Here is a 17,867-nt window from a genome sequence, read left to right as displayed (position 1 = left end):
TACAACCGATGTGGATTTATCCCAATTGCAAAGCTGGCAATTACAGTGTTAAACGGTGTTTTTCGCCCAGCCGTTTAAGGGCATCCACATTGGTCCAGCTGAAGACTTTTTTAGCCGCTTGCCGCCAGTCCACCCATTCATAGCGCGTGTGTTCGTCTGGCGCCAGCGTGACTGGCTGAGGCTCTGGCAGACACAAGCCAAACAGGTGCTCGGTGTTTTGCATGACGCCGGGCGCATATCGGTGACGCCAATGCGGATAGATTTCATACACATTGCTGGCGTGCCAATCTTCAAAGTCGTAAGCCAGCGCGTCCAGGCCGGTTTCTTCCCGCACTTCGCGGATCGCTGCCTGATAGGGCGATTCTTCTGCTTCTATGCTCCCGGTCACTGACTGCCAGTATCCCGGTTTGTCCGTACGCTCCATCAACAGTACTTGCAAATCTGGCGTATGAATCAACACCAATGCGGAAACGGGAATCTTGAAATGTTGTGTCATAAGGAGGATTGTCTATAAAGCCCGCGGCCTTGTCCATGGCTGTCGGTGTTTACAATAGACTCTTTTTTGTCAGGATGCGTTCAGTGAAAGATTGTCGTAAGCAGATAAGCCTACTATGATAAGGATAATCAGGTGTATACCATAAAAATTTAAGTGATGAGCACAGGGATAGGTGTTATGTTGAGGCGTCAGCAGGGCTGGCTTTGCGTGTTGCTGATGGTCTGTTTTGAGGCGATTGCGGATTCCGGTGTCGCTCCAGCAGTTGCATGGGACCAGCTTAGCCTGCAACAGGCGGAACTTGTGTTTGCAGGCAATAACCGTGATCTGCTTGCTGCCAAGCGGGCGATTGAAAGTGCAGAAGCCGATACCCTGATTGCTGGCCAAAAACCAAACCCGGTCTTGTCACTCGGCCTTTCCAGTCTCAACCTCAATCGCGGCCAAGGCAATAAAAACCAAAACGGCAAACGAGACCTGTTGGATCAAACCTATAACTCGGCGGTGCAGGTCACTCAGTTGTATGAGCGTGGTGACAAGCGGGCACTGCGTTCTGCCGTGGCGGAAAGTGCGGTCAAAGCGAGCCGGCTCGACCTGGGGGAAACCTATCGTCAACAGGCGTTGGCCATGGCCAATGCCTATTTTGATCTCAAACTTGCCCAGGAAAGTCTGCTCATTCAGCAGGCGAATGTCAGTAGTTATGAGAAAACACTGCAGGCAGCGCAATTGCGTCTGAAAGCAGGCGATGTGGCGTCGGCGGATGTAGCGCGCATCCGGGTAGATGCCCTGCGGGCCAGCAATGATTTGCGCCAGGCAGAGGCTACTGTGCAAAAAGCGCAAGCCATGCTGGCTTACTTGCTTGGCAAGGATCAGGACGCGAGCAAGCTCCGTGTGACGGACCCCTGGCCCGCCCTGATTGCAGAGCCATCGGCCAATCCAGCGGCTGAGAAAGACACTGGCTGGTTACCACAACGTCCGGATGTGAAGGCGGCTGAAGCGCGCATGGAGCAGGCTCAGCAGACCAGAAAGCTTGCAGAGTCGCTCAAGGTCAGAGATTTTACCTGGTCGTTTGCTTACCAGCATTTTCCTGGGCAGGAGCCTGGATCGGCACCAGATACCATAGGCGCTTCATTGAGCATTCCCTTGTTTACCAATTATCAGTATGAGGGCGAGGCCGCACGGGCTGAAGTTGGCTATACCAGTGCAATCGAGGCCAGAGAGCGAGTGCAGGCGGCGGCGATTGCCGAAATGAGACAGGCCAAAGCAGATTTGGATGCCGCGATTGATAAAAATCGACGTTTTGACCAGAGCATTCTGCGGGAAGCGCAAAATGCAGCAGACGCGGCAGAGTTTGCCTACAAGCATGGCGCCATGAATGTCATGGATCTGCTCGATGCCAGACGTATTTTACGCACGCTCCAACTAGAGGCAGTCAGCGTCAAGGCTGATTATGCCAAGTCCCTATCCGCCTGGTTAGCGGCCACCCGCCAGGCATTTGTCTATCAAGAATAATTTTATGATGCGCTCATTCACTTCCATGGCTTCCCCTCCTGCTACCGTCAAGGCGATGCGCCAGTTCGTATTTATCTTGTGCGCGATAGGGGTTTGCATGGCTTCAGCCATGGCGGCAGACAAAAATGCCCGCGTGCCCGCGCAGCCTGCCAACCAGATTGTACTGACGCCGGGTTCGCCACAATTAAACAGTCTCAAAATTGAACCCGTCACCGAGATCCCGGTGCCGGTGACCGAGCCCCTCAACGGCAAGATTGTGTTTGATGAAAACCGGACAGCACGGGTGTATTCGCCAGTGGCCGGACGAGCGCTGAATATTCAGGCACAAATAGGCGAAGCTGTGAAAACCGGTCAGCCCTTGCTGGTGATGGACTCGCCGGATGTGGGGGCAGCGGTCGCGGATGTGGGCAAAGCACAGGCAGATTTGGGACTCAAACAACAGGCGCTGGAGCGTAGCCGCATGCTGGTAGAGGGCGGCGTGCTGGCCAGAAAAGACATGGAAGTCGCACAGGCGGACTGGGCGAGTGCGCGTGCAGAACATGAGCGCGCGATGGCGAGGTTGAAAAACCTGCGGGTGTCGACGGGGGCCAGTGATCGCTATGTCGTGCGCTCGCCAATCGCGGGGGTGGTGGTTGACCGCAAAGTGAATCCCGGCAGCGAGGTCCGCCCCGATGCGGCAGATCCTTTGTTTTTGATCACGGATCCCAGCCATGTCTGGGCCAGTATCGATTTGCCAGAGCGGGACTTGAGCCGGATTTCGCAAGGGCAAAAGCTCAGTGTCCAGGTGGATGCCTATCCTGACGAGGTGTTTGACGGCGAAATTAAAACAATAGGCATCATGGTAGACCCGACCACGCGCCGGATTCCTGTGCGTTGCCTGCTCGACAGCAAAGGCAAGCTCAAACCAGAAATGTATGCGCGGATTACGCCGCTGGATACCAGCCAGCATCGTGTTATCCGCGTGCCCAACAGTGCCCTGATTACCGAGGGACTCTACAGCTATGTCTTTGTAGAAGAGCAGCCCTTGCATTTTAGCAAGCGTAAAGTCGTACTGGATTTACAGCGGCGGGAATATGCCACCGTGAAAACCGGCTTAAACCCTGGTGAGCGCATCGTGACCAGCGGTGCCATTCTGCTCAATTCAGATTTGTCCGTGAGTAAATAGGCGATGTTAAAAGGCTTGATCACCTTCTCACTGCAACAGCGTGTCTTTCTGCTGATTGGCGCGGTTGTGCTCATGATTTTTGGCTGGTTTGCCGTGCAAAACCTGCCAATTGAAGCGTTCCCCGATGTTGAAGATGTGCACGTGATTATCGTCACACAATCACCAGGTATGGCGCCAGAAGAGGTCGAGCGCGTTGTTTCACTGCCGATTGAGCATGGGATGAGCGGGGTACCTGGACTGGCACAAATCCGTTCGGTGTCTATTACCGGGCTCTCCGTGGTCACCCTCACTTTTGCCGAGCGCACGCAAGATTATTTTGCGCGGCAGCAGGTGTTAGAGCGTTTACAAGGGGTGAGCTTGCCCATCGGCTTGCAACCCACGCTGGCACCGCTGACGACGGCGGTGGGGGAGGTTTACCGCTATTTGGTTGAAGCGCCGGCAGAAATGCCGCAACGCGAAATCCGCGCTATCCAGGACTGGAAAATTATCCCGCAACTGCGCATGGTGCCAGGGGTGGCCGATATCACCAGTTTTGGCGGGACGGTCAAGGAATACCAAATCAAGCTGGATCCTTACCGCTTGAAAAAGTTTGATGTGAGTATTGATCAGGTTAACCAGGCGGTCAGCAACAACAGCAGTAACGTGGGTGGCGGACTCATGCACAGAGGCGACGAGTCGCTGGTGGTGCGTGGCATCGGCCTGTTTCGCAGTCTGGATGATATTGCGCAATCCGTGGTTGATACGCGGGATGGCAAGCCGATTCTGGTCAGCGACCTTGGTCAGGTGGTGATTGGTGATCGCCCCCGTTCAGGCATCGTTTCCTTTAATCAGCAGGATGACATTATTGAAGGCATCGTGCTGATGACCAAGGGCCAGAATGCCGCCAAAGTGATCGACGCCTTGCGCGAGAAGGTGGATCTGGTCAATCAGACCCTGCCGCCCGGCGTCAAAATCGTGCCTTTTTATGACCGCACCGGCCTCGTTCACCACACCGTGCATACCGTGGCAGAAAACCTGATTGTCGGCGCGTTACTGGTGGTGACGATTCTGGTAGTGTTTTTGCGCAACTGGCGCGCCGCCCTGATTGTGGCTTCGGTGATTCCGTTATCCCTGTTATTTGCCTTTATTGTCATGGATTTACGCGGCGTCTCCGCCAACCTGATTTCGCTCGGGGCGGTAGACTTTGGCATTATTATTGATAGTGCAGTGGTGCTGGTAGAGGCGCTGATGGTGCGCCTGGCGGTGGCTGAGGTGGATAAAACACAAGGCAATATGGGGCTGGCCTGGCGCATGCAGACGCTTAAAAGCACGGCGATTGATATGGGGCACCCGATTCTGTTCTCCAAAGCCATCATCATCACTGCCTTTTTGCCGATTTTTACCTTTCAACGCGTAGAAGGAAAAATTTTCTCGCCAATGGCATTCACCTTGAGTTTTGCCTTGCTGGGCGCCATTATCCTGACCTTGACGCTGGTGCCAGCCTTGTTGTCATACACCATGAAGCGTGAGGATATGGCGGAAAAACACAGCCACTGGATGCAAAGCTTGCAAAATGCCTATCGGCATATTTTGCTTAAAACCCGCAAATGCCGCGTATGGGTGGTCATCGTATCCGGCGGCATTTTAGTTATATCCGTGCTCTCTGCGCCCATGTTAGGCTCTGAATTCCTCCCCAAGCTGGATGAAGGCAATATCTGGCTCACCGTTGATCTGCCACCCTCGGCTGGCCTGGAAAAAACTAAAGAGATCGAGCGAGAAATCCGCAAGATTCTGAATAGCTACCAAGAGGTGAGGTTGGTGGTGTCGCATGTCGGACGGCCAGATGACGGTACCGACCCTAAGGGCCCCTACCACATGGAGATTCTGGCTGATCTTAAGCCGCACAGCGAATGGAAGTTTGCCGATAAGGAATCGCTGATCAAGGATATGTCGCGCCGTATCCACGAGATTCCGGGCGTGCCCACCAACTTTTCGCAAGTGATTCAGGACAGTGTGGAAGAGGCGTTGTCTGGCGTGAAAGGTGAAATTGCAGTCAAGATTTTCGGCCCGGATTTAACGATTCTCGAGCAGAAAGCGGCAGAGGTGGTCGATGTCATTAATCACGTGCGTGGCGCAACCGATGTGGCGGCAGTCCGCATTTCAGGCAACTCTGAGCTAGATATCACGCTTAATCGTGCCCAATTATCGCGCTATGGCCTGATGGCGGGCGATGTTAACAATACGGTACAAACCGCGTTGGCTGGCAATCCGGCGAACACATTTTACGATGGCGACCGGCATTTTGATGTCACTTTAAGGCTGGACAGGCCTTTCCGCGATTCTGTGGATGATATTGACGAGTTACCGATTGCCTTGCCAAATGGAAACGGCAGCATCCCGCTCAGCGAGGTAGCCGAGGTGACCATCAAGGAAGGGGCTTCACGTGTCAGCCGCGAATCAGGCTCGCGTATTGTCTCGATCAAAGCCAATATTACAGACCGCGATCAGGGCAGCTTTGTGCAAGAAGCCATGCAACAGGTCAAGGCACAGGTCAAGCTACCGCCTGGCTACAGCATGACCTGGGGCGGGCAATTTGAAAACCAGCAACGGGCCATGAAGCGGCTGATGGTAATTGTGCCCTTGTCTGTGTTGTTGATTTTTATCTTGCTGTTTTGGGCATTCAAGTCGGTCAAAAATGCTTTGCTAGTGTTGCTGATGATTCCATTTACGCTGGTGGGCGGCCTGGCCGGACTGGCCGTGGCCGGACTGCATTTGTCCGTGTCTGCCGCCGTCGGTTTTATTGCGCTGGCCGGCATTTCGGTGCAAAACGGGGTGATCATGGTCGAGCAGATCAAGAGTTTGATGCGCGAAGGCAGAGAGCTGTCGGAATCGGTGATTGAAGGCGCAGTTGCCCGCTTGCGCCCGATATTGATGACGGCCTTGATGGCCGGGTTGGGCTTGATGCCAGCGGCGCTCTCGCATGGCATTGGCTCCGAAACCCAGCGGCCGTTTGCGGTGGTGATTGTCGGTGGGTTAATTACCGCGACCTTGTTCACACTGTTGTTGTTGCCTTTGTTGTTCCCGCTGTTTTCCGACCTGCGCCGTCCGCGCGCTGAATAACCACCAATTTGGTTCTATTAAACCAGATTGGTGGTTGATATCAATCAATTCGTGTGGGCGAGTGCGCCCCATGTCTAGATTTATTCAATTAAAATCAAGTGCTTGGACTGTTTAAATGATTTGGCACAAATCATGCATACGTGAATCAGTGTAGTGGAATTCAATCGCAATGGCAGTTAACAACAATCACATGCGAGTTTCCCGACTATCCTTTCCCGAGGATATTGCTTGCCCCAAGCTGAAATGGCTTGGGCTTTTTTTTGCCGGTGGCCGGTCGGAATTTTTTGATGTGTGGATGGTGCCGGAGAAGGGAATCGAACCCCCGACCTTTTCATTACGAATGAACCGCTCTACCAACTGAGCTACACCGGCAAACAAGGCGAACATTGTTTGCCAATCTTAGCAAGGGACGGCCAGCCAATCAATGCGGCAAGCGTTTAAACCGTGCTGCGCTTCTCTGCATTGACCAGGTTTTTGGGCAGCTGGAACACGACGTTTTCCACTACCCCTTGCAACTCTTCCACCTGGTTAGCCCCCATGTTTTTCAAAGCAGCAATCACTTCCTGTACTAACACCTCAGGGGCTGAGGCACCGGCAGAAATGCCGATTTTCTTTTTACCTTGTAACCAGCCTGCTTGCAGGTGGCTGGCATTATCGACCATATAAGCTTCTACGCCCTGGTTTTTGGCAACTTCACGCAAACGGTTTGAGTTAGAGCTATTGGGTGAGCCGACAATAATCACCAGATCACAGTCTTTGGCCATGATTTTCACCGCGTCCTGCCGATTTTGCGTGGCATAGCAAATATCATCGCTTTTGGGTGCCTTAATGTTGGGGAAGCGTGTTTTGAGGGCGTTGATGACCTGAGTGGCGTCATCCACCGATAAGGTGGTTTGTGTCACATAGGCCAGTTTGTCAGGGTCGGTGACAGTGAGGGCGGTCACCTCTTCCGGGGTTTCCACCAGATACATGCCAGCCTCGGACTGGCCCATGGTGCCTTCGACTTCTGGATGGCCTTTGTGGCCGATCATAATGATCTCCAGACCATCTTTACGCATTTTGGCGACCTCGATATGCACCTTGGTCACCAGCGGACAAGTGGCGTCAAACGCCGTCAGGCCGCGCGACTCTGCCTCTGCGCGCACCGCTTTGGAAACGCCATGCGCACTAAAAATCACAATGCTGCCTGCCGGAATTTTTTCCAGATCATCGACAAAAATGGCGCCTTTGTCGCGCAATTGACCGACGACAAATTTGTTGTGAACCACTTCATTGCGCACATAAATCGGCGCGCCGAATTTTTCGAGTGCCTGTTCGACAATAATAATGGCACGGTCTACCCCCGCACAAAAGCCACGCGGGTTGGCCAATACGATCTCAGGTGTCACTTCTGTTTGCATAATCAATTCCGTCAAGAGTCTACTGCTGTCTGCGCCTGCAACTGCCAAGCTCAACCACAAGGGCTGGCAGGCATCAGGTATAATCTGCATTTTTGTTGCTCGCTTAAAGCCCATGTTATGAAAAACACTGCTACCTTGCTGATTACCTGCCCGGATACCAAAGGGATTGTGGCGGCGATTGCGCAATTTTTGTATGAGCACAATGCCAATATTTTACACGCAGACCAGCATCAGGATGCGGAAAATAATCTGTTTTTGATGCGCGTCGAGTGGGACCTGACCAATTTCAATGTGGCCGTGGCCGATTTCGAGCAGGCGTTTGGCCCGGTGGCGCAACGCTTTGCCATGACCTGGCAACTCAAATTGTCTGAGCAAAAAACACGCATGGCGATCATGGTGTCGCAATATGATCATTGCCTGGTAGACCTGCTGCACCGTCATCATAGTGGCGAGCTGGCCTGCGAGATTCCGCTCATTATCAGCAATCATAGAGATACGGAGAAACTGGCGCAGTTCTATGGCATCCCGTTTCACTATCTGCCGATGACCAAAGAGACCAAAGCCGACGTCGAGGCGCAGCAGTTTGCCTTGTTTGACCAACACAAGATTGACCTGATTGTGCTGGCAAGATACATGCAAATTCTGTCCCCCGAGTTTGTCGCGCGCTATCCTCAGCGAATTATCAATATCCATCATTCATTTTTGCCAGCCTTTATCGGCGCGCGCCCCTATCACCGTGCCTTTGAGCGTGGCGTAAAGCTGATTGGCGCCACCAGTCATTATGTGACTGAGGTGTTGGATGAGGGCCCTATTATTGAGCAGGATCTGGCGCGTATTTCTCACCGTGACCAGGTCGAAGACCTGATCCAGAAAGGTCGTGATCTGGAGCGGGTTGTGTTATCCAAAGCCGTGCGCTGGCATATTGAACATCGTATTTTGCTTTATGCGAACAAGACCGTGATTTTTGATTAACACGTATCTTTATAACAATAAAAAAACCGAAGCAATCAAATGCTTCGGTTTTTTGTTGATTACTGCTGAAAAATTGCAATGACGGCCAATGTTACGGCAAGATGCGCTCCAGTTTAAACAGATCAGCAATCTGCTCGCGCTCGCGAATCACATGCACCTGATCGCCGTCGACCAGTACTTCTGCGGCACGTGCACGCGTGTTGTAGTTGCTGGCCATGCTCATGCCATAAGCACCGGCAGAGTGTATGGCCAGATAATCGCCTTCTGCAATTGCCAGTGTCCGGTCATGGCCCAAAAAGTCACCACTTTCGCAGACGGGACCTACGATTTCATAGACGGCAGTGGGTGCCGTAGACGGGGCAATGGTCGTGATATTGTGAAAAGCGTCGTACAAGGCGGGGCGCATGAGGTCGTTCATGGCGGCATCGACGATGGCGAAGTTTTTGGTCTCACCTGGCTTGAGGTATTCGACTTTGGTCAGTAATACGCCTGCATTGCCGACCAGCGCGCGGCCGGGTTCAAACAACACCTTGACGTTTCTGCCCGCCAGTTTTTGCAGGATGGCGGCCGTATAGGCGGCAAAGTCCGGCGGGGCTTCGTCACTGTAGGTAATGCCTACGCCGCCGCCGACATCAATATGCTGAATAGGGATGCCTTTGGCCGCCAGCGCATCCACTAAACCAAGGACTTTATCCAGCGCATCTAGAAACGGCGATAGCTCGGTAATCTGCGAGCCGATATGGCAATCGACGCCATGCACGGCAATGTTGGACAATTGTGCCGCTTTTTCATACAAAGCCAGTGCATCTTCAAATGCCACGCCAAACTTGTTATTTTTAAGGCCGGTAGAGATATAGGGGTGGGTTTTTGCGTCCACATTTGGATTGACCCGCAACGAAACCGGGGCCTGTTTACCCAGGCGAGCCGCCACTTGCTGGATACGGTCCAGCTCATTGATAGACTCTACGTTAAAGCAATAGATCCCCGCTTCAAGGGCGGCCTCAATTTCAGCGTGGGATTTTCCAACGCCAGAGAACACGACTTTTTTCGGGTCACCGCCAGCTGCAATTACACGGGCCAGCTCTCCGCCAGACACAATGTCAAAGCCGGCACCCAGGCGGGCAAACAGATTCAGTATCGCCAGGCTAGGGTTGGCCTTCACGGCAAAACAGACCAAATGGTCATGCCCACGCAGCCCAGCGGCAAAACGCTCAAACGCCTGCGTGAGTGCCGCCCGCGAATAGACGTAGGTGGGGGTTTGGTGGGTTTGCGCAATATCACGCAAGGCTACATTTTCGGCATGTAGCAGGCCTTGTTGGGTTGAAAACGGGATCACGATGGCGACTTGTCTGATGGCGGTTGTGGTTGAGGATACTGACGCTCGGGAAGATACAAATTGCCTTTGAGGCCACAAGCACCCAGGGTGCATAACAGCAGGGCAAGTGCTATTAATTTTGTAGAGCTGGCAAACATGATCCTGGCGTCCAATCAAAATAAAGCCAGATTTTACCACTAAAGCTGCGCTGGCCCATCCCTGGTCGCGCGCGCTTGGGCCAAGTCTACCGTTTGTCGGCCAGAGTTAACCGCTAGTCGGCTACTGCTAGACAGGAAGAATCGCTGTTTGCATGATAAGGCTGTGCAAAAAGGGGATATTCATGAAGCGTCTTTTACAACAAGGCTTTAGTCTGATTGAAGTCATGGTGGTGGTGGCCATTATCGGCTTGCTCGCCAGCATTGCCGTGCCGGGTTACCAGGATTATGTCAAAAGTGGCAATGCGGCTGAGGCACCTGCCAATCTGGCCAATTGCCGTGTGCAGGTCGAACAGTTTTACCAGGATAACTTTACCTATGTGGGCTTTGTCTGCAACCCAAGTGATGCCAAGTATTTCGATTACTCGATTGATAACCAGTCAGCGACGACTTACACCCTGAAAGCGACAGGCAAATCAGCGCAGAACATGGGTAATTTTTCATTTACCGTCAACCAGGATAACGCCAAGACCTCTATTTACGACGGCACCACTGGCGCCACTTGCTGGCTGACTTCATCCTCAGGAAGTTGCTAATGCAGCAGCAAGGCTTTACCTTGATTGAGCTGGTCGTCACCGTGGTTGTGATGGTGGCGGTCTCCAGTATTGCCATCCCGGCTTTTCAGACGGCGATTGGCAATTCGCAAATCAGAACCGTGGCCGAGTCTGTCAGAAACGGTCTGCAGCAATCACGTGCCGAAGCGATCAAGCGTAATAGTCGAGTGAAATTCACGTTGCAAACCAACAGTGCCTGGCAGATTGGCTGCGTCGCTATCACGCCAGCCTGCCCAGCGGTCATCACCCAGAAAAGCGCCACCGAAGGCGCATCCAGCAATGTCACCGTGACTGCAGATAACTATACCGCGGTGTTTAGCAGTTTTGGTACGCGCGACCCGGCCAGCCCGGATGCGCTGACCATGGTGAATGTGAGTAACAGCCAGGTCAAGGCAGAAGAACGTAAAGCATTGAGAGTGACATTGGCGGCAGGCGGCAACGTCAAGGTTTGCGATCCTGCTGTGACCACGGTTGGGGATACCCGCGCATGTTAAAAACATCCATTAACAGGGCGCGACCCACCTTGGGCCAGCAAGCAGGATCTGTATTGATTGAGGCGATGGTGGCGGTCGTGATTTTTAGCATGGGGGTGCTGGCCCTGGTTGGCTTGCAAAGCGCCATGATCAAGAATAGCAGTGACAATCGTTACCGTGCCGAGGCACAGCTGATTGCACAGACCCATATTGCCAATCTGATGGCCTATGGCGGTGATGCTGCGACTTATGTCAGCCAAGTGGATACGGAAAGTATTAAAACCCAGTTACCCAACGGCACCCTGAGTTTTTCTGCCATCACCAACAGCATGATCACCGTCACGGTGGGCTGGCAAGTGCCGGGCGGCACGCGCCATTTAGTTAATGCGTCCAGCTATTTGTTTGATGTCTCGCCCTGAGCAAAGGTCAGCAGATGAATAGGGCAGGCACAAAATCACAGCGTTTGCAGTCAGGCTTTAGCCTGGTAGAGCTCCTGGTCGGGTTACTGATTGGCCTGGTAGCTACTTTGGCGATCAGCAACCTGTTTACCGGTTTTGAAGCAAGAAAACGTGCCATTACCGGCGGTAGCGATGCGCAGTCGAATGGCGTGCTGGCCATGTACTACATGCAGCGTGATGCGCAGAATGCCGGATATGGACTGCCGCTTTATAACAGCTCAGACCCATCCCCGTTGTTGTGCCCGATCGATACATCCATCAATCAAGGGGGCGTCGTCATCAATTTATCACCCGTGGTGATTGTGGATGGCGGCGCAGGCAGTGATATTGTGCGCATTCGCTATGGTAATCCGGCCAGCGGAGGTGCGTCACTGCGTGCGACGGGCACGATTACTACGCCTACCCTGGATGGCCGCCTGATTGGCTGCCAGGAAAACGATGTGGTGCTTTATCACCAAACGCCGAGCAGTCCCAATTGTAGTCTTGCCAGGCTGAAAAAGTTAAACGCTGACCGGACCATCAATACGCTGAGCGAGCTCAATACGCCACCCACCGCCAGCCCGGTAACGATTTTGAACGGGGCTGACTGGGTACGATTCTCTTGCCTGGGCGCCTGGAACCAGTATGAGTACCGCGTCAGCGCCAACCTGGAGTTGACTAGGAGCGGCGGCACGCCAGGGACAGATCCTTTCCCCAATGCCGCTGCGATCCCTGTCGCCAGTGACATAGTGAGCTTGCAGGCGCAATATGGCATCTCTGACACCATTGATCCTGCATCGCCCTCGGCCACGGCTGCCGGCTTTTTAAACCGGGTTGACCGCTGGGTGGATGCCACCGGCATCTTTGGTGACACGATTTCGCTCATCGACAGAAACCGTATCCGTGCCATCCGCATTGCGGTGGTGACCAGGGATGGTAATCTACAGAAAAAAGCCGTTAGCCAGGCATGTAATGGTTCCGTTGCCGGGCTCGCCAAGGTCTGTGTATGGCAGGCAGATGCCAATCCTGCCAATGTCGATTTAACAGCGGTGCCTCAATGGCAACAGTATCGCTACCGGACCTTTGAGGCCAACATTCCTCTCAGAAATATTCTTTGGAATCGTGATGCGCTCTGATCCGTATACCCCTTCCAATCAAGCCCGGCTGCCCTTAGCACAGCGAGGGATCGTCTTGTTTTTTGCCTTGCTGGCGCTGGCGGTGATGTCTATTGCCGCCGTTGCCTTGATCCGTAGCGTAGATACCAATGCGCTGGTGTCCGGCAACCTCGTCTATCGCCAATCCGCGACGACCACGGCCAATGTCGTGCTAGAAGGAATTACTGAATATATTGCCAAAAACGTCGTGCTTGAGGTCAGTACCACCCATCATCCGCAGCTGGGCTATTACGCAAACTGCAGTCAGTTTGATACTAATCCGGATGCACAGATTTGTGATGGCAAGCAGCTCACTACCATGACCTGGGATGACAGCAACAGTAGCCAGGTCCCTAACCAGACCGACGGCAATGACGAAATTCGTAATGGCATGGACCGTCAGGGTAATCAGATTCGCTTTGTCATTGAGCGCATGTGTAACTTCAGCAATGCCGAAATCAATGCAGGCAGTGCAGCCACCAATGCCTCGCGCTGCATGATGGCCAGCTCGCCCAACAATGGTGAAAACTGCTCACACAATATCAACAACGTGGAGCTGTTCAAACGTTGCGTCTCAAGTTCGGACTCGCCACTCTACCGGGTTACTTTGCGTATTGCTGGCCCTAAAAATACGGTGACTTATATGCAGTCATTTATCTCCAACTAAACAGGTGGAATGATGAAACCAACACGTTGCATTCATACAATTGTTTTCCTGATACTGGCATTGCCTGGTTTGGTCATGGCGGAGTTTCTCGACCTGGCCACCATGCCGCTGCAAACTTCCGGGAGCTCGGATGTAAAACCCAATCTGATGTTTGTGCTGGATAACTCCGGCAGCATGGGCTTTAATTACACGCCAGATTGGGCCTCAGATGACCCGGATGGCCGCACTTATTACAGTGGCTGGTCCTTATATACCTATGACGCGCCTGACTGGCTATTCAGTAACTCGGCCTACAATACCCAGTTTTACAACCCTGAGGTGACTTACAGTACGCCACTCAATTATTTGGGGACCAGCCTTGCCAATAAAACCTCATATAGCGGCTTTTCAGAAGGCGTCAGCACTTATTACGGCAATATTACGCGCGGTGGAAGCGCTTATTATTACGCATATGTACCTGGAGAGTTTTGTACCACCCCGGCATTGACCAGTTGTGTAGTTTCTAAAACAAAAACAAGTATTAATGGCGTTGCCTACAATTATCCCGCCACCTTGCGCTGGTGTAATTCGGAGACTGCTTCCAAAAAAAGAGCGCTTGATTCCAGCAGTGGCGTGCAAGACCGTTGCCAAGGCATACGCAACGACGTCCCCACCGTAAATGATAGCAACCGGTATATTTTTTTAAGGGAGCCAATTGCACGTTACCGGTTGAGTTTTAATATCAGTCGCTCGGTGAAAGTAACCAGCGTCAAAATCAATAATATTGAGTTGCTGTCTGCTGAGACCACTTCGAGCTCCGATGCCACGACGGTCTCTACCCGCGTACAAAATAATCTCTGTAACTCCTCCATGACAGGCGCTTGCAAATTGGCAGGCAATGTTGTCATCAGCAACAATGGCAGTAGTTTTGATTTTAGTACCTTTGCCGGGGATGCCCTCAACCCGGCCAGTCCGATACAAGTGACTTTTTCCGGGTCGGGAGGCAGCTATACGGCCACACAATTATCCACGAATAACACGGATATTCCTGGCAGCCTGATATATCAGGAAATTACGACTGCCCAAACCAGTTATACCGCGCCCGGCTCTACCAGCAAGGGTGCTGAAAGAACCGATTGTGCAGCCATCAACACAAATACGTGTACTTACACTGAAGAGTATACAAACTTTGCCAATTGGGTAACCTATTACCGTACTCGCATGCTCGCGATGAAAACGGCGGCCAGTCAGGCATTTAAAGCCCTGGATTCCAGGTACAGAGTGGGATTTGTGACGATTAATAATTCATCTTCTAATTATCTGCCGCTGGCTCCTTTTGACAGCTCGCAAAAGCAATCCTGGTACGATAAATTGTTTGCAGTCAATCCTAGTGGCGGGACGCCGTTGCGCACAGCTCTCGCCAACGTAGGTCAACACTATGCCGGTAAAAAGACGTTGGGAACCGATGATCCGATACAGTATGCCTGCCAATCCAACTTTACCTTGTTGACCACAGATGGATATTGGAACGATCCCAGCAATCCAACCCGCATCAACGGCTCGACTGCGATAGGGAATCAGGACGGTGGCAGTACGCCGGCGCCACAGTTTGATAGTAGTAACAAATCCAATACTTTGGCGGATACGGCCAAGTATTTTTATGACACGGATATCCGTGACAGCACGCTCTCCAATTGCACGGGATCTTTGGGTTCATCCGTTTGTGGCACGGCGACGGATTACCCTAAGCAAAACATGGTCACCTTGACCTTAGGCTTGGGCATTGCAGGGACGCTGCTTTACACCGATGACTATAAAACGCAAACCACTGGCGATTTTAAGGACTTAAGTGCGACCCCTATGCGCAAAAACTGGCCTGATCCTACACTCAAAGAAAACGGTACCCGGATTGATGATTTGTGGCATGCCGCGGTGAATGCAGGCGGTACCTACTACAGTGCCAGTAACCCCAAATTGTTGCGTGAGTCTTTGGCCAAGGGTTTGTCCGAGATTAAATCTATCCAGGGCGCAAGTGCCGCGGCTGCAGCCAGTAGCCTGGCGCCCACTAATGGCGATAACTTTCAGTATGTTGCCAGTTACCAGTCAGTGAAATGGACGGGAAACCTTGAAGCACGCACGGTGAATACTAACTCTTTGCAAACTTCTGAAACGGCCGTCTGGTGTGTGGAAAATGTGGCGGCTGAGGCCTGCACCTCTCCAGCCACAGCCTATACCGGACCAGACAGTAACTTGTATTGCAAAACCAGCAACTCCACCGATTCAACTTGTAGCAACGCTAACGGTTCTCTGGGATCAGTGCTGAATTTTGGTGACGCAACAGCATGCTATGTGCCCATTGCCCGTAGCTGCGATGGCAAACTCAAAACGCAAATTGGGCAACGTAAAATTTACTTTAACAATAACAATGCCCGTGCTGACTTTAAACCTGGTAATTTACCGGCAGCGTATAGAACTAAACTGGAAGAAGGTTATAACGCTTTAAGCCAGATGAAAGCCTTGCCTGCCACCGATCCGAAAATGACAGATACTCAAAAAGCCGACAAGCTGGTTGATTACCTGATTGGGAATAAGACCTATGAAGACAACAGTATGAATACAGCGCCTGCCAACCGCTTATTCAGAGAGCGGCAGGCAACACTGGGCGATATCTCACAATCTCGCCCCAGTTATTTCAGGGCTTCTAACGTTGATTATCTCGATCCCGGCTATAAGGCTTACAAAACTTGGGCTAAAACACGCACAGCCGCCGTCTATGTCGGGGCTAACGATGGCATGCTACATGCGTTCAATGCCAATGACGGCACAGAGCTATGGGCTTTTATCCCATCCCCAGTCATTCCGAATCTGGCCAATCTGGCAGATAAGGAATATGGTGCCAATTACCATACCAATTATGTCAATGGCAGCCCGGTGGTCACGGATATCTGTATCTCAGCTTGCACCGGGGACAATGCGGAGTGGCGTACGATTTTGGTTTCCGGGCTTAACGGGGGCGGGCGTGGCTATTTTGCGCTGGATGTGACCACACCGGAAAACCCACAAGTCCTTTGGGAGTTTTATGCTCAGCCAGATGGCATAAACAATACGCTAGGCTACAGCTTTGGTAATCCGATGGTGACTAAAATGCTGGATGGGCGCTGGGTGGTGCTTCTGACTTCTGGTTACAACAACGGCACCAATGCTCGCAAACTCAACGACGGCACCTTTGTTGCAAACAATCCGGTCGGCGATGGTCGTGGCTATTTATATGTCCTCGATGCAAGAACAGGCAGCCTGTTAAAAACATTGACGACTGGCGAGGGGGATGCTGCCAACCCTAGCGGCTTGGCAAAAATTTCCGGCTACGCTGAGCAAATGTTTGAGAACAACACGGTATTAAATGTGTATGGTGGCGATTTAAATGGCAATATCTGGCGTTTTAATATCAATACCAATACCGTCAATAAAATTGCCAGCTTGACTGCGGGTGGCGGTGCTGCACAAAAAGTGACTACCCAGCCAGAGTTGGGCAAGGTCGATAAGAATATGGTGGTCATGGTGGGTACTGGCAAGTTTCTGGAGCCTGCCGATTTGACCAATACGCCTCAGAACTCAGTCTATGTGTTCAAGGATAGCGGGCAGACCACGCCAATTGGCCGTAGTCAGTTAACGACGCAAGTGTTAAGCGGGGATCGTACGGTGTCCTCCACTGGCACGGTGAATTTTGATTCTGGCTATGGCTGGGTGCTGGATTTTCCTGTAGGGGAGCGTGTCAATCTGGATCCATTGTTACTCAATGGCGCCCTGATGATGCCAACACTTGTACCAAGTAGCGAGGCTTGTAGTGGTGCCGGCTATGGCTGGTTTAACTTTTTTAACTATAAAAAAGGTGGCTCTTTGTTGCCTGGTGGTGCCATTTCTGAGCGTATGACCACACCCGCCGTTGGTTTTAATATTGTCTATGACGGGAATGGCGTGCCGCATGTTGTGGTGACTGGCAGTAATGACCCTACCCCGCAGCAATTAAGCCTGGATGACCAGATATTTGGGTTGTCGGGTTCCAGCAAGGCCACGGTAATTTTCAAGCAAAAAAGCAATGGTAGCTATGGCACCAAGCAAAGCTGGCGTGAATTGATCCAGTAACCAATCCCAGTAACCAATCTGAGGTGTGCAATAAAAAAGCCCCGTAAACGGGGCTTTTTTATGTGATACGGATTACTTTACCTTTTTTGCAAATACATACAATATCAGGCAAATTGCGACGACGATGCCAATCAGTGTGTAGATGCCTGCTGCGCCTAAAAACATGGTTGCCTCCTTCTCGTCCGGTTGAAGAGAGGTTTTATTGTAGGCAAACATCAGGCGGGTGTCTATCAGTTGGGGGCTGGACCAGTTGGGTGTCTGGGCAAGCGACATGCGATGCAATGCCACGCTA

General features: G+C 52.1%; 15 protein-coding genes and 1 tRNA gene. 10 read left to right on the top strand and 6 right to left on the bottom strand.

Annotated elements, in window-relative coordinates; all coding sequences use genetic code 11:
* Nucleotides 1-40: 40 nt before the first annotated feature.
* A complete protein-coding gene (nudB, locus tag AACH41_RS14035; RefSeq protein WP_338655834.1) occupies nt 41-496 on the bottom strand; it encodes a dihydroneopterin triphosphate diphosphatase in 456 nt (151 codons plus the stop codon).
* A 177-nt stretch (nt 497-673) separates the two neighbouring features.
* Here nudB and AACH41_RS14030 point away from each other — a divergent pair, with 177 nt between their 5' ends.
* Genes AACH41_RS14030 through AACH41_RS14020 form a run of 3 tightly spaced genes read left to right on the top strand, consistent with a single transcriptional unit; the run spans nt 674 to nt 6,266 of the window.
* On the top strand, nt 674-2,002 hold the full coding sequence (locus AACH41_RS14030; protein WP_338655833.1) for a TolC family protein: 1,329 nt from the start codon (nt 674-676) through the stop codon (nt 2,000-2,002).
* Nucleotides 2,003-2,006: 4 nt separating this feature from the next.
* Entirely contained in the window at nt 2,007-3,167 is a 1,161-nt protein-coding gene (locus tag AACH41_RS14025; protein WP_338655832.1) for an efflux RND transporter periplasmic adaptor subunit, read from the top strand.
* A 3-nt stretch (nt 3,168-3,170) separates the two neighbouring features.
* Nucleotides 3,171-6,266: a CusA/CzcA family heavy metal efflux RND transporter gene (locus AACH41_RS14020; RefSeq protein ID WP_338655831.1), complete on the top strand. Its 3,096-nt coding sequence runs from the start codon at nt 3,171-3,173 to the stop codon at nt 6,264-6,266.
* 296 nt (nt 6,267-6,562) lie between these two features.
* Here the strand turns inward: AACH41_RS14020 and AACH41_RS14015 are convergent.
* A tRNA-Thr gene (locus AACH41_RS14015) sits at nt 6,563-6,638 on the bottom strand.
* A gap of 65 nt (nt 6,639-6,703) precedes the next feature.
* Entirely contained in the window at nt 6,704-7,666 is a 963-nt protein-coding gene (gene ispH, locus AACH41_RS14010) for a 4-hydroxy-3-methylbut-2-enyl diphosphate reductase (protein ID WP_313985792.1), read from the bottom strand.
* A 117-nt stretch (nt 7,667-7,783) separates the two neighbouring features.
* Here ispH and purU point away from each other — a divergent pair, with 117 nt between their 5' ends.
* A complete protein-coding gene (gene purU, locus AACH41_RS14005; protein ID WP_338655830.1) occupies nt 7,784-8,638 on the top strand; it encodes a formyltetrahydrofolate deformylase in 855 nt (284 codons plus the stop codon).
* A gap of 91 nt (nt 8,639-8,729) precedes the next feature.
* On the opposite strand, the gene lysA is transcribed toward purU, so the two are convergent.
* Nucleotides 8,730-9,974: a diaminopimelate decarboxylase gene (gene lysA, locus AACH41_RS14000; protein ID WP_338655829.1), complete on the bottom strand. Its 1,245-nt coding sequence runs from the start codon at nt 9,972-9,974 to the stop codon at nt 8,730-8,732.
* Nucleotides 9,971-10,111, bottom strand: a complete 141-nt coding sequence (locus AACH41_RS13995; RefSeq protein ID WP_228518864.1) for a lipoprotein — start codon at nt 10,109-10,111, stop codon at nt 9,971-9,973. Before AACH41_RS13995 ends, lysA begins: the two co-directional genes overlap by 4 nt.
* A 182-nt stretch (nt 10,112-10,293) precedes the next feature.
* On the opposite strand from AACH41_RS13995, the gene AACH41_RS13990 reads away from it, so the two are divergent.
* Genes AACH41_RS13990 through AACH41_RS13965 form a run of 6 tightly spaced genes read left to right on the top strand, consistent with a single transcriptional unit; the run spans nt 10,294 to nt 17,575 of the window.
* Nucleotides 10,294-10,704, top strand: a complete 411-nt coding sequence (locus AACH41_RS13990) for a type IV pilin protein (protein ID WP_194749010.1) — start codon at nt 10,294-10,296, stop codon at nt 10,702-10,704.
* The gene (locus tag AACH41_RS13985; RefSeq protein ID WP_194749009.1) at nt 10,704-11,216 is read left to right on the top strand and encodes a GspH/FimT family pseudopilin; all 513 of its coding nucleotides are present in this window, start codon (nt 10,704-10,706) and stop codon (nt 11,214-11,216) included. The genes AACH41_RS13990 and AACH41_RS13985 overlap by 1 nt, the downstream gene beginning before the upstream one ends.
* Nucleotides 11,210-11,614: a hypothetical protein gene (locus AACH41_RS13980; RefSeq protein ID WP_338655825.1), complete on the top strand. Its 405-nt coding sequence runs from the start codon at nt 11,210-11,212 to the stop codon at nt 11,612-11,614. Before AACH41_RS13985 ends, AACH41_RS13980 begins: the two co-directional genes overlap by 7 nt.
* A gap of 14 nt (nt 11,615-11,628) precedes the next feature.
* The gene (locus AACH41_RS13975; RefSeq protein WP_338655824.1) at nt 11,629-12,768 is read left to right on the top strand and encodes a PilW family protein; all 1,140 of its coding nucleotides are present in this window, start codon (nt 11,629-11,631) and stop codon (nt 12,766-12,768) included.
* Complete coding sequence (locus AACH41_RS13970; RefSeq protein WP_338655823.1) at nt 12,758-13,453, top strand: pilus assembly PilX N-terminal domain-containing protein; 696 nt, start codon at nt 12,758-12,760, stop codon at nt 13,451-13,453. The genes AACH41_RS13975 and AACH41_RS13970 overlap by 11 nt, the downstream gene beginning before the upstream one ends.
* A gap of 9 nt (nt 13,454-13,462) precedes the next feature.
* A complete protein-coding gene (locus AACH41_RS13965; RefSeq protein WP_338655822.1) occupies nt 13,463-17,575 on the top strand; it encodes a PilC/PilY family type IV pilus protein in 4,113 nt (1,370 codons plus the stop codon).
* Between the two features lie 72 nt (nt 17,576-17,647).
* Here AACH41_RS13965 and AACH41_RS13960 read toward each other — a convergent pair whose 3' ends face one another.
* On the bottom strand, nt 17,648-17,863 hold the full coding sequence (locus AACH41_RS13960) for a hypothetical protein (protein ID WP_338655821.1): 216 nt from the start codon (nt 17,861-17,863) through the stop codon (nt 17,648-17,650).
* Nucleotides 17,864-17,867: the final 4 nt, after the last annotated feature.

This window comes from Methylophilus sp. DW102 (genome assembly GCF_037076555.1).
GTDB lineage: Bacteria > Pseudomonadota > Gammaproteobacteria > Burkholderiales > Methylophilaceae > Methylophilus > Methylophilus glucosoxydans.
The sequence above is the reverse complement of the archived record's forward strand: the minus strand, read 5'-3'. Positions and strand labels throughout refer to the sequence as shown.

Bases quoted from the DNA above. Each gene is read 5' to 3' on its own strand.
- AACH41_RS13980 (WP_338655825.1), top strand. From the start codon at position 11,210: ATGTTAAAAACATCCATTAACAGGGCGCGACCCACCTTGGGCCAGCAA.
- AACH41_RS13975 (WP_338655824.1), top strand. From the start codon at position 11,629: ATGAATAGGGCAGGCACAAAATCACAGCGTTTGCAGTCAGGCTTTAGC.
- AACH41_RS13985 (WP_194749009.1), top strand. From the start codon at position 10,704: ATGCAGCAGCAAGGCTTTACCTTGATTGAGCTGGTCGTCACCGTGGTT.
- AACH41_RS14030 (WP_338655833.1), top strand. From the start codon at position 674: ATGTTGAGGCGTCAGCAGGGCTGGCTTTGCGTGTTGCTGATGGTCTGT.
- AACH41_RS14025 (WP_338655832.1), top strand. From the start codon at position 2,007: ATGATGCGCTCATTCACTTCCATGGCTTCCCCTCCTGCTACCGTCAAG.
- AACH41_RS13995 (WP_228518864.1), bottom strand. From the start codon at position 10,111: ATGTTTGCCAGCTCTACAAAATTAATAGCACTTGCCCTGCTGTTATGC.
- AACH41_RS13970 (WP_338655823.1), top strand. From the start codon at position 12,758: ATGCGCTCTGATCCGTATACCCCTTCCAATCAAGCCCGGCTGCCCTTA.
- AACH41_RS14020 (WP_338655831.1), top strand. From the start codon at position 3,171: ATGTTAAAAGGCTTGATCACCTTCTCACTGCAACAGCGTGTCTTTCTG.
- AACH41_RS13965 (WP_338655822.1), top strand. From the start codon at position 13,463: ATGATGAAACCAACACGTTGCATTCATACAATTGTTTTCCTGATACTG.
- AACH41_RS13990 (WP_194749010.1), top strand. From the start codon at position 10,294: ATGAAGCGTCTTTTACAACAAGGCTTTAGTCTGATTGAAGTCATGGTG.
- purU (WP_338655830.1), top strand. From the start codon at position 7,784: ATGAAAAACACTGCTACCTTGCTGATTACCTGCCCGGATACCAAAGGG.
- ispH (WP_313985792.1), bottom strand. From the start codon at position 7,666: ATGCAAACAGAAGTGACACCTGAGATCGTATTGGCCAACCCGCGTGGC.
- nudB (WP_338655834.1), bottom strand. From the start codon at position 496: ATGACACAACATTTCAAGATTCCCGTTTCCGCATTGGTGTTGATTCAT.